This is a genomic window from Rhodobacter sp. JA431 (assembly GCF_900217725.1).
In the GTDB taxonomy this organism is placed as follows: domain Bacteria; phylum Pseudomonadota; class Alphaproteobacteria; order Rhodobacterales; family Rhodobacteraceae; genus Rhodobacter; species Rhodobacter aestuarii.
In genome coordinates this window covers 62,806-76,681 of record NZ_OBMP01000007.1, presented here as the reverse complement: position 1 = coordinate 76,681, position 13,876 = coordinate 62,806, and the positions used below count along the sequence as shown (strand labels likewise).

The window sequence follows — 13,876 nt, the reverse complement described above, 5'->3', positions numbered from 1 at the left end:
GCGAGGGGCAGGGGAAAGGCGCGCGGCGGCGCCTTATTCGCCATCCTCGGCCACTAGGAAGATCTCGCCATTGGCTTCGAGTTCGCGAATGGCGCCGACGATCTCGTTCATCGCCTCTTCGATGTCTTTTTCTTTCGGTTTCTTGAGGTTCGCGATCTCGTCGCGCAGGTTTTGCGCCATGCGTTGTGACATGTTCGACAAGATGAACTCAGCCGATTTCTCGTTTTCGCCTTTGGCACCCGCCAGCGCGACAATAAGCTTGGCCTGATCGACCGCGCGCAGGATTTTGGGAATGTCGCGGGTTTCGATCCGGCTCGGGATATTGGTGAAGGTGAAGATCGCTTTGCGCACTTGATCGGCAAAGATCTTGTCTTCTTCGTCCAGCCCTTCCAGGACCGAATTGCGCGTGGCTGCGGGCGAATAGTTCAAGATCGCGCCGACGCGCTCCACAGGCCCGGTTTCAAAGGCCTTGGCGGGTTGTGCGTCGAGTTGGCTGGCAAGCGCGGTGCCGATCCGGTGCACGGTTTCGGGGGCCACATTGCCGGTGAGCGAGACCGCATAGGCCAGCTTGCGCGCCTTTTCAGAGGCCACTTTGGATAGCAATTCGGCCGAGCGCGCGACGGTCAGCTTCGACAGCATCACCGCGCCAACTTCGATGCTTTCTTCTTGCAGCACTGGCAGCAAAAGATCGGTCGAAAGCCCGGTGATCCGTTCCCACGGATCGGCGCGCGAGGTGCCCGAGGCCATCCGGCGCAAACGGGTTGCCGCCGAAGCCGAAAGCTGCCCCTCAAGCAGTTTCAACGCGCCATCAATGCCGCCGGGGAAGGCGATGCCGACAGCTTCCAACTCGGTGCAGAATTCTTCGATCACCTCGACCATCGTTTCGCGGTCGATCAAGCGCAATTCTGCAATCGTTTCGGCCAGTTGCGTTTGCTGATCATCGGTCAGTTCTTCGAGCGGCAGTTTCAGCCCTTCGGTGGCCAGCAATTGCACCACGACCGCCGCTTTTTGACGACGAGACAGCACCGGGCGCGAGGCACCGGGGCGGGTGAGCGGGCCGAGGGCCGATTGGGGGGCGATGGCGTTCACGCGCGACTCCGAATTCTGTTCCGGGTCACTCTCGCAGTCAGCCGTTAAGCGGCGGTTATCGGTGCTTTGGCATTTCTTCTCAACTTGAGGGAATTACGCAGCTTTTTGTCTTTTCATCCCAATGCTGTCCTTCTGGACAGGTCAACTTGGCACGGTCCGCACAATCCTGCGCAGAGGCGGCTAGGGGCGCCACAATCAACGCGGGAAAAAGCAAAAGCGCCGCGAGGTGTTTCGGTGTCATCTTTCTCTCCCTTGCAAAGGGAAAGCGTCACCCGATTCGCCTCGCGACGCCAAATCACATCTTAAGGGGTGGGCTTAGGCGCCAAACACCCGTTTGAAGATCGTGTCGACATGTTTGGTGTGATAGCCAAGGTCGAATTTCTCTTCAATTTCCGCCGGGCTCAGCGCGGCGGTCACTTCGGCGTCTTTCAGGAGTTCTTCTTTGAAGTCCGCGCTTTGTTCCCAGACCTTCATCGCATTGCGTTGCACGAGGCGGTAGGCATCTTCGCGGCTGACGCCCGCTTGCGTCAGCGCCAAAAGCACCCGTTGCGACATGACCAAGCCTTTGAACTTGTTCATGTTGCGCAGCATGTTCTCGGGGTAGATCACCAGATTTTCGATCACACCGGCCAAGCGGTTGAGGGCGAAATCAAGGGTGATCGTCGCATCGGGGCCAATGCCGCGCTCGACCGAGCTGTGCGAGATATCGCGCTCATGCCACAGCGCGACGTTTTCCATCGCCGGCACCACGCACATGCGCACAAGGCGGGCAAGGCCGGTCAGGTTCTCGGTGAGCACCGGGTTGCGTTTGTGCGGCATCGCCGAGGAGCCTTTTTGGCCCTTCGAGAAGAACTCTTCGGCCTCCAGCACCTCGGTGCGTTGCATGTGGCGGATCTCAATGGCGACGTTTTCGATGCTCGAGGCGATCACGCCCAGCGTCGCAAAGAACATCGCATGACGGTCACGCGGGATGACTTGGGTCGAGATCGGCTCGGGCTTCAGACCCAATTGCGCGCAGACATGTTCTTCGACGCTCGGGTCGATGTTGGCGAAAGTGCCGACGGCGCCCGAAATCGCACCGGTGGCCACTTCCTCACGCGCATTGGCAAGGCGGGCGCGGTTGCGGTCCATCTCGGCATAGAAGCGCGCGAAGGTGAGGCCCATCGTCGTGGGTTCCGCGTGAATGCCGTGGCTGCGGCCAATGCGGACGGTGTCTTTGTGTTCGAGCGCGCGCTTTTTCAGCGCCGCCAGCACACGGTCCATATCGGCAAGCAGAATATCCGCTGCGCGCACCAGTTGGATGTTGAGCGTGGTATCGAGCACATCCGACGACGTCATGCCTTGGTGCACGAAGCGCGCATCTTCCGAACCGATATGCTCGGCCAAATGCGTCAGGAACGCGATCACGTCATGTTTGGTGACGGCTTCGATCTCGTCGATCCGGGCGACATCAAACTCAACATCCTTGGCCTTCCAAACGGCCTCGGCATTGGCTTTCGGGATCACGCCAAGGGCGGCTTGCGCGTCGCAGGCATGGGCCTCGATCTCATACCAGATTTTGAACTTGGTGGCAGGTTCCCAGATGTCGACCATCTCTTTGCGGGCATAGCGCGGGATCATGGACAGGCCTCTTGCTTGTGACGGAGTTGGGCGGTTGATAGACCGGGCCAGCCTTTTGGGCAAGGGATGCGGCAAGACGAGGCAAGAATGACGCGTGCAATTACCGATTTTGAGGGCTCTTGGCAGATCAGCCGCAGCATTGATGACCGCTTCGGTGGGCAAAAAGCCACCTTCGCGGGTCAGGCCACGTTAATTCCTTGCCAAGATGGGTCTTGGAAATGGGAAGAGAGTGGCTATCTGACATTAGGAGAGGATGCCCCGATCAAAGCCACGCGGATTTACTATTGGCGCCCGGCGCCGCCGCAGATTGAGGTGTTCTTTGAAGACGGGCGGCCGTTTCACAGTTTTGACCCTTCGGGGGCGGATACGGCGGCCCATTGGTGTGACCCCGATGATTACCGGGCCCAGTATGAGTTCAAAGATTGGCCGCAATGGCAGGCCATCTGGCGGGTGAAAGGCCCGCTCAAGGATTATGAAATGATCTCGCGCTACACTCGCGCGTGACACCGCTCTTTGCCGCCCGGCAGAGGCACCCCCGGAGCGCCTCCGGTCGGATCGAGGGATGGCGACTTAGCTCTCGTACCCGATAGCTCTGGGGGTGCAGCGTGTCCAAAGCTACAGACCTCCTCACAAACTCCCAGATGCTGCATTGCCGCAGCGCGCTTGTGCCGCTGCAGCGGGGCAGGGAGGTTGTATCTTGGGCCAAAATCGGTAACTCAGGGTCAAGGAAGACCGAAGGCAGGGAGAAACGCGATGAGCAAGCGCGAGGCCGGTGCGGCAAGCCCGGGTAAGCTGCGCCATCTCGGTCCGGTATTGCTGGGCTTTTCTCTGTTCGGTTTAGGCATTTGGGCGCTGCAACATCTGCTCAAAGAGGTCAGCGCTGATGAGATCATCGCGCAGATCAATGCCACCCCGAACCATATCTTTGCGATTGCCCTTGGCGCGACGGCTTTGGGCTATACCGCGCTGATTGGGTATGACTTCTGGGCGCTGAAATATCTTGAGAAAAAGCTGCCGCTGCGGGTTGTCGCCTTGGGCGGATTTTTGGGCTATGCCTTTGGCAACACAATCGGAATTTCGGTGCTATCGGGCGGTGCCGTGCGCTACCGGATCTATTCTGCCTTTGGGCTCAACGCCTTTGAGGTCGCGGCGCTGGCCTCTTATATCGCGATTGCCATGGGCACGGGGCTTTCGCTTGTGGGTGTTTTCGCGCTGGCGCTGCATCCCGCCGCGCTGACCGGGCTCTTGCCGCTTTCCGAAGAGATGGTGCGGCTTTTGGCGCTCTCTGGCGGGCTGGCGACGGTGGCTTTGCTCTTTGGTTTAGGCATCTCGGGCAAGGTGCTGCGGCTTGGCAAATATGAAATCTCGATGCCGCGCCCGCATATTTTGACCGGGCAAATGGTCGTTGCGCTGTTCGACAGCACGATGGCGGCGCTCACCCTTTATGTGCTCTTGCCTCAAGGCGCGCCGGATTTTGTCACCTTCCTCGCGATCTATGCCACCGCCACGATGGTCGGCGTGATGAGCCATGTGCCGGGCGGGGTTGGCGTGTTTGAAACCGTGGTGATGGCGGCGATGCCCGCAGGTACGGCGGTGGGTGATGTTGCTGCGGCGCTTTTGATGTTCCGCCTGATCTATTACCTCATCCCCTTTGCGCTCGCCTTTGTGATCGTCTCGCTCAACGAGGCGCGCTTGGCGGGGGGCTGGGCGGTCCGGCTCTTTGGTGAAATTTCGGACCCGATGCGCCCGGCCTTCAACGCCGTGGCGGGGATGGTGCCTTGGCTTTCGGGGGCATGGGCCTTTGGCTTGGGCGCCTATCTTTTGGCGCTGGCGCTTTGGCCCTCGGTGCCGACACTTCATGACAGCGATGACCTTGTCGGTGCGATCTTGCTGGAGGGTGGCACGCTTGTCTCCTCGGTCGCCGGGGCGGTTTTGCTCATCCTCTCGCATGGGTTGATCCGGCGCGTTGCGGGGGCGTTTTGGCTCACCATCGCGGCGATTGGCGGCGGCATTGTTGCCGTTCTGCTCAACAACTTTGATATTGAAAGCGCGACCCTTCTCGCCGCTGGCGCGCTTTTGATGTGGCCGTTCCGGCGCGAGTTTTACCGCGAAGCGAAAATCACCGAAGGCGTGCTGGGCCCCGCGTGGATCGCCATGGTCACCGCCGTGATCATCGCGGTCGCCCTCTTTTTCATCTTTGTCCACGCCGCCACGCCCTATTCGCACAGCCTTTGGGTCGATTTCGCGCAAAACGCCAATACCCCGCGTTCGTTGCGGGCGGGGCTGGTGGGCTCGGCGATTTTGGTGATCTTCACCACTTATCTGGCGCTGCAACCGCTCGCCAAGCGCAGCCCGCGCACGCCCGGAGAGGCGTTGCAGATGGCCCGCAAAGTGATCGACGCGCAATCCGATCCCACCGCCTGCCTTGCGCTTGCGGGGGATAAAGAGCTGACCTTCTCGGGCGATGGTTCGGCTTTCTTGATGTTTGCACGCCGCCGCAAAAGCTGGATCGCGATGGGCGACCCGGTGGGCGATTTGCGCTATTTCGATGATCTGGGCTGGGATTTTGTCGAAGCCGCGCAGCAGGCCAATTGCCGCCCGGTGTTTTACGAAATCTCAGAACGGCAATTGCCGCGGATGATCGAGATGGGCCTTGCCGCGCATAAAGTGGGCGAAGAAGCGGTGGTGAACCTTTCGACCTTCACGCTCTCTGGCGCGCGGTTCAAATCCATGCGCGCGGCGTTTAACAAAGCGCAACGCGAGGGGCTGGACGTAGAGGTGTTGCAACCGCCCCATGCGCCGGAGTTGATCGAGGAGTTGCGCCCAATCTCTGATGCATGGCTAGGCGATAAAGTCGGCCATGAGAAAAGCTTCTCGGTGGGGCGGTTTGATCCGATCTATCTGCGCCATTTCCCGATTGCCGTGGTGCGCCGCGCGGGTAAGGCCATCGCCTTTGCCTCGATCATGGCACCGGGCAGCGGCCAGCGCGTGGCGGTGGATTTGATGCGCTACCGCCCCGAGGATGCTTCGGGCATGATCGAGTTTTTGTTCCTCTCGCTCATCGCGCATTATCAAGCGCAGGGCGCGCAGGAGTTTAGCCTTGGCATGGCCCCTCTGGCGGGGCTTAGCGCCCGGCGCACCGCACGGCTTTGGAGCCGGTTTGGTGCGCTGATGTTCCGGCATGGGGGCGCGTTTTACAATTTTGAGGGGTTGCGCGCCTTCAAGGCAAAGTTCAACCCGGAATGGCGCCCGCGCTACATTGCGCTGCCGGTCGGCGTGTCGCCGATGGTGGCGATGGCCGATGTCACCATGTTGATCTCGGGCGGGCCGCGTGGGCTTTTGAAACGCAAATAAGGGCGTGCGCGCCCGAAGGAGGCGTGATGCAGGCGATTGTTTCAAGCTGGCTTTTCTGGGCGCTGCTCTCTGCGGTGTTTGCGGCGCTGACAGCCGTTTTTGCGAAAGCAGGCGTGGCACAGGTGGATAGCGACCTCGCCACATGGCTGCGCACTTTGGTGGTGGCTGTCGTCTTGGGCGCGTTGGTGGCGCTTGCGGGCAAACTGCGCGGCCTAACTGATATTCCCGGCCGCGCGGCGCTGTTTCTTATCTTGTCGGGGCTCGCCACAGGGGCCTCGTGGCTATGCTACTTCCGCGCGCTGTCTTTGGGTGATGCGGCGCGGGTTGCCCCGGTGGATAAACTTTCGGTCGTGTTGGTCGCGGTCTTTGCTGCCGCGTTTTTGGGGGAGATGCTTTCCCCCCTTGCTTGGGCGGGCGTGGCGCTCATTGGGCTTGGCGCGGCGCTTGTGGCGCTTGGCTGATCAGTCCCAACCGTTCATCAACCGATAGCGCATCACCGCGCGGTCTGTGGCGATCATGCCGGGGATCAGCAGCGCATCGAGCGCCCACCACAGCCCCACGAGCGCAAGCGGAATATAGCCCACCAAAATGAAGGTGAGCGCAGAGCCGATGCCAAACAGTACAAGCTGCATCAGCCCCGAAAACCAGCGTCCCAAATAGAACCGGTGCACGCCAAAGAAGCCAAGGAAGAACCACAGCAAATAGGCGACAAGGGTCGAGGGGCCATCATTGGCAATGCGTTGTTCAATCCAAAGGGCGCGGTCGGTCATGTAAACCTCCTTTACATGGAGATGAGATGGGGTGGCGGGCAGCGCCTTACAAGAGCCACACCCAAATGAAAAAGGCCCCGCAGTGCGGGGCCTTTGGTGTTCTGTGGATTTGCCTTAGCTTTTCGCGAGGTTGCGCAGCACGTAATGCAGCACGCCGCCGTTTTTGAGATATTCGATCTCGACCTCGGTATCGATCCGGCTTTTCAGCATGATCTTGGTCTCGGTGCCGTCGGCGCGTTTGATCGTGCAGGGCACGAGCGAGAGCGGTTTGATATCGCCTTCCAGACCTTCGATCGTCACCACCTCATCGCCGGTCAGACCCAGCGATTTGCGGCTCGCACCTTCGGTGAACTCAAACGGGATGACGCCCATGCCGATCAGGTTCGAACGGTGGATCCGTTCAAAGCTTTCGGCCACCACGGCTTTGACGCCGAGCAGGTTGGTGCCTTTGGCCGCCCAGTCACGGCTGGAGCCCGCGCCATATTCGATGCCGCCAAAGATCACGAGCGGGGTGCCCGCGGCTTGGAAATCCATCGACGCGTCGTAGATCGTGGTTTGCGCGCCATCCGGGCCTTTGGTGAAGCCGCCTTCAACGCCATCCAGCATCTCGTTTTTGATACGGATGTTGGCGAAGGTGCCGCGCATCATGACTTCGTGGTTGCCGCGGCGCGAACCGTAGCTGTTGAAGTCTTTCGGCTGCACTTGGCGCTCGGTCAGGTATTTGCCTGCCGGGGTGGAGGGTTTGAACGAACCCGCCGGGGAGATGTGGTCGGTGGTGATCATATCACCCAGAACCGCCAGCACGCGCGCATCCACCACATTCGAGATCGTGCCCGGTTCCTTGGCCATGCCTTGGAAATAGGGCGGGTTTTGAATGTAGGTCGAGGCGGCGGGCCAATCGTAGGTTTCGCCCTCGGTGGTTTTCACGCCTTGCCAGTTCGCATCGCCTTTGAACACATCGGCGTATTTCGCGATGAAGGCTTCACGGGTGACGCATTTCTCCACCAGATCAGCAATTTCCGCATCGGTCGGCCAGATGTCTTTGAGATAGACCGGCTTGCCATCGGGCGTTTCGCCCAGCGGCTCAGACGACAGATCAACATTCATCGAACCCGCGAGCGAATAGGCAACGACGAGCGGCGGCGAGGCAAGGAAGTTCGCGCGCACATCCGGGCTGATCCGGCCTTCGAAGTTGCGGTTCCCCGACAGCACCGAGGCGGCAACAAGGTCATTGTCGTTGATCGCTTTGGAGATTTCCGGCGTGCCGAGCGGGCCGGAGTTGCCGATGCAGGTGGTGCAGCCGAAGCCCACAATGTTGAAGCCCATCGCATCCAGATCTTCCTGAAGACCGGCGGCTTTGAGATATTCTTCAACGACCTGCGACCCAGGCGCGAGCGAGGTTTTCACCCAAGGCTTCGGCGACAGGCCAAGCGCGCGGGCTTTGCGCGCCACAAGGCCCGCCCCAATCAGCACATAGGGGTTGGAGGTGTTGGTGCACGAGGTGATCGAGGCGATCACCACGGAACCATCGCCCACTTCGTAGTCTTTGCCTTCGACCGGAACCGATTTCAGCCCGGTTTTCGGCGCCACCGCCAAGCCACCCTCGGCGGCCATTTCCTTGCCTTCCGAGGTCATGTCGACGCCACGGTAATCGGCCACGATCTTCGCGAAGGTCGATTTTGCATCGGTCAGCGGCAGATAATCTTGCGGGCGTTTCGGGCCAGAGATCGCCGGAACGATGCTCGACATGTCGAGTTCGAGCGTCGAGGAGTAGATCGGCGCGTAATCGGCATCGCGCCAGAAACCGTTCTCTTTCGCGTAAGCTTCGACCAGCGCGATACGTTCTTCCGAACGGCCAGTTTGGCTCAGATAGCGCAGGGTTTCATCGTCGATCGGGAAGAAGCCACAAGTCGCGCCATATTCGGGCGCCATGTTGGCAATGGTCGAGCGCTGCGCGAGCGGCAGTTTATCAAGGCCCTCGCCATAGAACTCGACGAATTTGCCAACCACGCCATGTTTACGCAGCATTTGCACGACTTTGAGCACGAGGTCGGTGCCGGTGCAGCCTTCACGCAGCGCGCCGGTCAGTTTGAAGCCAACCACTTCCGGGATCAGCATCGAAACGGGCTGGCCCAGCATCGCGGCTTCGGCTTCAATCCCGCCCACGCCCCAGCCCAGAACGGCCATGCCGTTGACCATGGTGGTGTGGCTGTCGGTGCCCACGAGCGTATCCGGGTAGGCGACCATTTCGCCGTTTTGGTCTTTGTCGGTCCAAACGGTTTGGGCGAGGTATTCCACGTTCACTTGGTGGCAGATACCGGTGCCCGGCGGCACAACGCGGAAGTTTTCAAACGCGCCTTGGCCCCATTTGAGGAACTGATAGCGCTCCATGTTGCGCTGATATTCCAGCTCCACGTTGCGCTGGAACGCGCGCGGGGTGCCGAATTCGTCGATCATCACCGAGTGGTCGATGACCAGATCGACCGGAACCAGCGGGTTGATCTTTTTCGCATCGCCACCAAGGGCTTTAATGCCATCGCGCATCGCGGCGAGGTCGACCACGGCGGGCACGCCGGTGAAGTCTTGCATCAACACGCGCGCCGGGCGGTAAGCGATTTCGCGCGGATTTTTGCCGCCCATCTTCGCCCAATCGCCAAAAGCTTTGATATCCTCGACCGAGACCGAGAAGCCGCCATCTTCAAAGCGCAGCAGGTTTTCGAGCACGACTTTCAGCGCGGCGGGCAGCTTGGAGAAGTCGCCCAGACCGGCTTCTTGCGCGGCGGGGATCGAGTAATAGGCGTAGCTCGCATCGCCGACGCTAAGCTGGCGGCGGGTCTTGGCGGTATCCTTGCCGGTGACAACGGTCATCTGGGGGCCTCCCGTGGCTGTAAACTATGTCTTGATCGGTATGTGCCCCAAGGCGCGGAGTCGATCAAGGGGGCGCGCGCATTTTTTGTATACCGTTGCACACTGAAATGTCGCAGCGCGACCGAGCCACGCACTGGGGTGCGACATTTGCAGCGCACATCGCAAAACCTTGATTGGCTTTTGCGGCGCGTTGCTTTTAGGACAAACGGACGAAACGAAACGAGGCAACATGGCACGGGCGAAACTTGGCGCCACGCTCGGAGGAGCGATCCTTCTTGGCCTTATGGCTGCCGCGCCGGTGCAGGCGCAAGAGGGCGCTGCGGGCGGCCCGCAAGGTCTTGGTGCGCGTCCGGCCCCCGGGGCGATGCCCGGACAGTCTTTAATCGAGAGTCTGAACCGTGCGCTGGATCGCGCGATTGGTCCGCAAGGGGCGCAGCCTGCTGTGGTCAATACGTTGATCGCGCCTTCGGCCAAGCTCAAGCCCGCGCCGGTGGTGGTGGAGCTTTTCACCTCGCAAGGCTGTTCGGCGTGCCCGCCGGCGGATCAGCTTTTGGCGCAAGTGGCGAACCGGCCCGATGTGGTCGCGCTGTCTCTGCATGTCGATTACTGGGATTATCTGGGTTGGGAAGACCCCTTTGCCCAGCCCGCCTTTACCGCGCGGCAAAAGGGGTATGTGCGCGCTGCGGGCGAGCGCACGCTCTATACGCCGCAAGTGATCGTGGGGGGCGAGCAATCACTGACCGCGCCCGCCGCTGGTACGTTGGAGCGGATGATCTCCGCTGAGGCCGCCGAGCCGCCGCGCCTTGCATTGGCGGTGGCAGAAGGGGAAGCCCCCGGCCAATATGTGATTGATCTTGCGCCCGTTGGCCGCGCGCTCGATCGCCCGAGCGTGGTGCAGATCGTGCGCTATGTGCCGCAAGCGCAGGTGGAAATTCTGCGCGGCGAAAACGCGGGCAAGGTGCTTGATTTCGCCAATGTGGTGACGGCATGGCATGCGGTCGCCGAATGGGATGGCCGCGCGCCGTTGCGGCTTAATGCGCAGATCGAGGGGACCGAGCCTGCGGTGGTGATCGTGCAAACGGCGCTGCCGGGCAAAGCCGCGCCGTTGCCGGGGCCGATCTTGTCTACCGCGCGGCTGCGTTAAGCGCTGCGCGGCGCTCCGCATTCCAAACCCAAATGCCCGCGAGCACAATCACCGCAGCCCCTGCGACGGTGTAGAGGTCGGGCAGTTGCGCGAAAAAGATCCAGCCCCAAAGCGACGACAGCACGAGCCCAAGGTAACCGTAAGGCGCCAAAACCCCCGCAGGCGCATGGCGAAAGGCGACGATCAGTGCCGCTTGCCCCGCCGCCCCAAGCGCGCCCACCGCAATGAAAAGCGGCAGATCAACGGGGGCCACCTCTTGCCAGAAAAAGGGCAGGGCGAGCGATGACAGCGCCGTGCCCACGCCCGCCGACCAGATGACCGACGTGGCGGTGCTGTCATGGCGCACCACGCGGGTCATCAGCGCGCCGCCTGCATAGGTGAAAGCCGCTGCCAGCGCAAAAAGCGCGGCCGGATCCATCACCCCCGCGCCAGGGCGCAAGATAATCAGCGCGCCAAGGAAGGAGACAAAAATCCCCGCCACCCGGCGCGGCCCGATTTTCTCGCCCAAGAACAGCGCCGCCCCAAGGGTGATGAGAACGGGGTTCAGGTCTGTAAGAGCTGCGGCCTCGGCCAGCCCAATCGAGCGGATGGCGAGGAAGAACAGCGCCACCGTCGCCATCTGAAACGCGCCGCGCAAAAGCTGTAGCCCCGGCTGGCGCGAGCGCGCATGTTTGAGAAATGACCCGCGAAAGATCAGTGAAACCAGTGCGAGGTTCACTGCGAACCGCGCCCAGATCACCATCGCGGGCGCATAGCTTTGGCCGAGCTTCTTCGCCGCCACATCCATCAAAGTGAAGAACAAAAGCGCTATAAGAAGAAGCCCGATCCCTTTGCTAATCAACGATTTTTCGGGTTCTGGCAGGGGTGGGGCAGGCATGTCAGCCCCCGCCAGATCGGCGGGCGCAATAGAATGGGGGGCCGCGTTCGGCCCCCCGGTATCAGTCTTCCTCAGTTCGTCCCTGTCGCTCACAGCAGCGCTTTCACCTTTTCGGCGACGGCTTCGGCGGTGATGCCAAATTCGCTGTAAAGACGATCGGCCGGGGCGGAGGCGCCAAAGCCTTCCATGCCGACAAAGGCGGCTTTCTTCTCGGTGCCGCGCTCGCCCAAAAGCCAACGATCCCACGGTTGACGGATCGCCGCTTCCACGGCGACACGCACCGCACCGGGCGGCAGGATTTTGCGGCGATACGCTTCGGGCTGGGCCGCAAACAGTTCCATGCAGGGCATCGAAACAACACGGGTGCCAATCGCTTCGCCTTGCAAGATGTCGCGGGCTTTGAGTGCGATTTCCACCTCAGACCCCGTCGCCATGATGATGGCTTGGCGTTTGCCCTCAGCCTCGGCGATCACATAAGCGCCTTGGGCCGAAAGGTTTTTCTGGCTGTGCGTGGTGCGCAGGGTGGGCAGGTTTTGACGGCTGAGCGCCAGAACCGACGGCGTGCTTTCCGACGACAGCGCCAATTCCCAAGCTTCCGCAGTTTCGATCACATCCGCCGGGCGGAAGGTCCAAGTGTTGGGCGTCGCGCGGCAGATCGCAAGATGCTCGACCGGCTGGTGGGTCGGACCGTCTTCGCCCAAGCCAATGGAGTCGTGGGTCATGACGTAAACCGCCGGAACCCCCATCAGCGACGAAAGCCGCATCGCACCGCGCGCATAGTCGGTGAAGCAGAAGAAGGTGCCGCCATAGGGGCGCACGCCACCATGCAGATACATGCCGTTCATCGCCGCCGCCATCGCATGTTCGCGAATGCCGTAGCGCATGTAACGGCCCTTGCGGTTATCGGGCATGAAGTCCGAAATATCGCTGGTTTTGGTTAGGTTCGAGCCGGTGAGGTCAGCCGAGCCGCCAATGGTTTCGGGCACCACCGGGTTGATCGCACCCAGCACCATTTCGCTGGCTTTCCGGGTCGCGACTTTCGGCGCGGCTTCCGATTGGGCTTTCTTGAAAGCGCGGATCGCGGAGGCGAGCTTTTTCGGCACGCCGCGCGACATTTGCCGCTCAAACTCGGCTTTTTTGCTGGCCGAAAGCGCATCGAGCCGGGCGGCCCATTCGGCGTGCTCGGCAGCGCCTTTGGCGCCAATCGCTTCCCAGTCCGCTTTCACATCGGCAGGAATTTCAAACGGGCCATAGTTCCAGCCGTAAACTTCGCGGGTCGCGGCGATTTCATCGGCGCCAAGCGGCGCGCCGTGGACAGAATAGCTGTCGGCTTTGTTGGGCGAGCCAAACCCGATGATGGTTTTGCAATCGACCAGAACCGGGCCTTTGGCTTTTTTCGCTTCGGTCAAAGCGCGGTCGATATCGGCCGGGTCATGGCCGTCGCAGCTCAGCACTTCCCAGCCCGAAGCCGCAAAGCGCGCGCGCTGATCGGTTTTGTCCGACACGGTGACGCGGCCATCAATGGTGATGTTGTTGTTGTCCCAAAGCACGATCAGGTTGTCGAGCTCTTGCTTGCCCGCCAGACCGATCGCCTCTTGGCTGATGCCCTCCATCAAGCAGCCATCGCCCGCGATCACCCAGATTTTGTGATCGACGACGCTTTTGCCAAAGCGCGCTTTCATGGATTTTTCGGCAATCGCCATGCCAACAGCGGTGGAGATGCCTTGGCCGAGCGGGCCGGTGGTGGTTTCCACACCTTCAAGGTGGCCATATTCCGGGTGGCCCGCCATGCGTGCGCCCCATTGGCGGAAGTTCTTCACTTCTTCCAGCGTCGCTTGCTCATAGCCGGTGAGGTAAAGCAGCGCGTAAAGCAGCATCGAGCCGTGGCCCGCCGAGAGCACGAACCGGTCACGGTCCGCCCAGTTCGGGGCTTTGGCGTCAAATTTCAGGTGGTTGCGATAGAGCACCGTGGCCACGTCGGCCATGCCCATCGGCATGCCGGGGTGGCCCGAATTCGCCGCTTGCACCGCATCAATGGCAAGGGTGCGGATGGCTGTGGCAAGCTTCCAGTGCTCGGGGTTGGCGGCACGCAGCGCGGCGATATCCATGAGGGGCGTCCTTTTGCTGGAACGGGATGGTTGGCCTCCGTGATAG

General features: G+C 61.1%; 10 protein-coding genes. 4 read left to right on the top strand and 6 right to left on the bottom strand.

The features are described from left to right. Positions 1-33 precede the first annotated feature (33 nt). Both CRO18_RS14140 and purB read right to left on the bottom strand, forming a co-directional pair. On the bottom strand, positions 34-1,089 hold the full coding sequence (locus tag CRO18_RS14140; RefSeq protein ID WP_076484634.1) for a flagellar motor switch protein FliG: 1,056 nt from the start codon (positions 1,087-1,089) through the stop codon (positions 34-36). 315 nt (positions 1,090-1,404) lie between these two features. Continuing rightward, positions 1,405-2,709, bottom strand: a complete 1,305-nt coding sequence (purB, locus tag CRO18_RS14135; protein ID WP_097082616.1) for an adenylosuccinate lyase — start codon at positions 2,707-2,709, stop codon at positions 1,405-1,407. An 87-nt stretch (positions 2,710-2,796) separates the two neighbouring features. Between purB and CRO18_RS14130 the strand changes: the two genes are divergently transcribed. From CRO18_RS14130 to CRO18_RS14120, 3 genes are all read left to right on the top strand, one after another. Continuing rightward, entirely contained in the window at positions 2,797-3,213 is a 417-nt protein-coding gene (locus CRO18_RS14130) for a DUF6314 family protein (RefSeq protein WP_097082615.1), read from the top strand. A gap of 249 nt (positions 3,214-3,462) precedes the next feature. Beyond that, the gene (mprF, locus tag CRO18_RS14125; protein WP_097082614.1) at positions 3,463-6,063 is read left to right on the top strand and encodes a bifunctional lysylphosphatidylglycerol flippase/synthetase MprF; all 2,601 of its coding nucleotides are present in this window, start codon (positions 3,463-3,465) and stop codon (positions 6,061-6,063) included. A gap of 26 nt (positions 6,064-6,089) precedes the next feature. Beyond that, the gene (locus CRO18_RS14120) at positions 6,090-6,524 is read left to right on the top strand and encodes an EamA family transporter (protein ID WP_097082613.1); all 435 of its coding nucleotides are present in this window, start codon (positions 6,090-6,092) and stop codon (positions 6,522-6,524) included. Here the strand turns inward: CRO18_RS14120 and CRO18_RS14115 are convergent, their stop codons facing one another. Next, positions 6,525-6,833: a TM2 domain-containing protein gene (locus CRO18_RS14115; RefSeq protein WP_076484639.1), complete on the bottom strand. Its 309-nt coding sequence runs from the start codon at positions 6,831-6,833 to the stop codon at positions 6,525-6,527. A 114-nt stretch (positions 6,834-6,947) separates the two neighbouring features. After that, positions 6,948-9,701: an aconitate hydratase AcnA gene (gene acnA, locus CRO18_RS14110; RefSeq protein ID WP_097082612.1), complete on the bottom strand. Its 2,754-nt coding sequence runs from the start codon at positions 9,699-9,701 to the stop codon at positions 6,948-6,950. A 229-nt stretch (positions 9,702-9,930) separates the two neighbouring features. Between acnA and CRO18_RS14105 the strand changes: the two genes are divergently transcribed. Beyond that, positions 9,931-10,845 carry a thioredoxin family protein gene (locus CRO18_RS14105; RefSeq protein WP_249276073.1) on the top strand — a complete coding sequence of 305 codons (915 nt, stop codon included), beginning with the start codon at positions 9,931-9,933 and terminating at the stop codon, positions 10,843-10,845. Here CRO18_RS14105 and CRO18_RS14100 read toward each other — a convergent pair. Together CRO18_RS14100 and tkt are read right to left on the bottom strand one after the other, a co-directional pair. Beyond that, positions 10,826-11,722 (bottom strand): DMT family transporter, encoded by an 897-nt coding sequence (locus CRO18_RS14100; protein ID WP_097082611.1) that lies wholly within the window; start codon positions 11,720-11,722, stop codon positions 10,826-10,828. The genes CRO18_RS14105 and CRO18_RS14100 overlap by 20 nt on opposite strands. Before the next feature lie 89 nt (positions 11,723-11,811). Next, entirely contained in the window at positions 11,812-13,830 is a 2,019-nt protein-coding gene (gene tkt / locus CRO18_RS14095; protein ID WP_097082610.1) for a transketolase, read from the bottom strand. Positions 13,831-13,876: the final 46 nt, after the last annotated feature.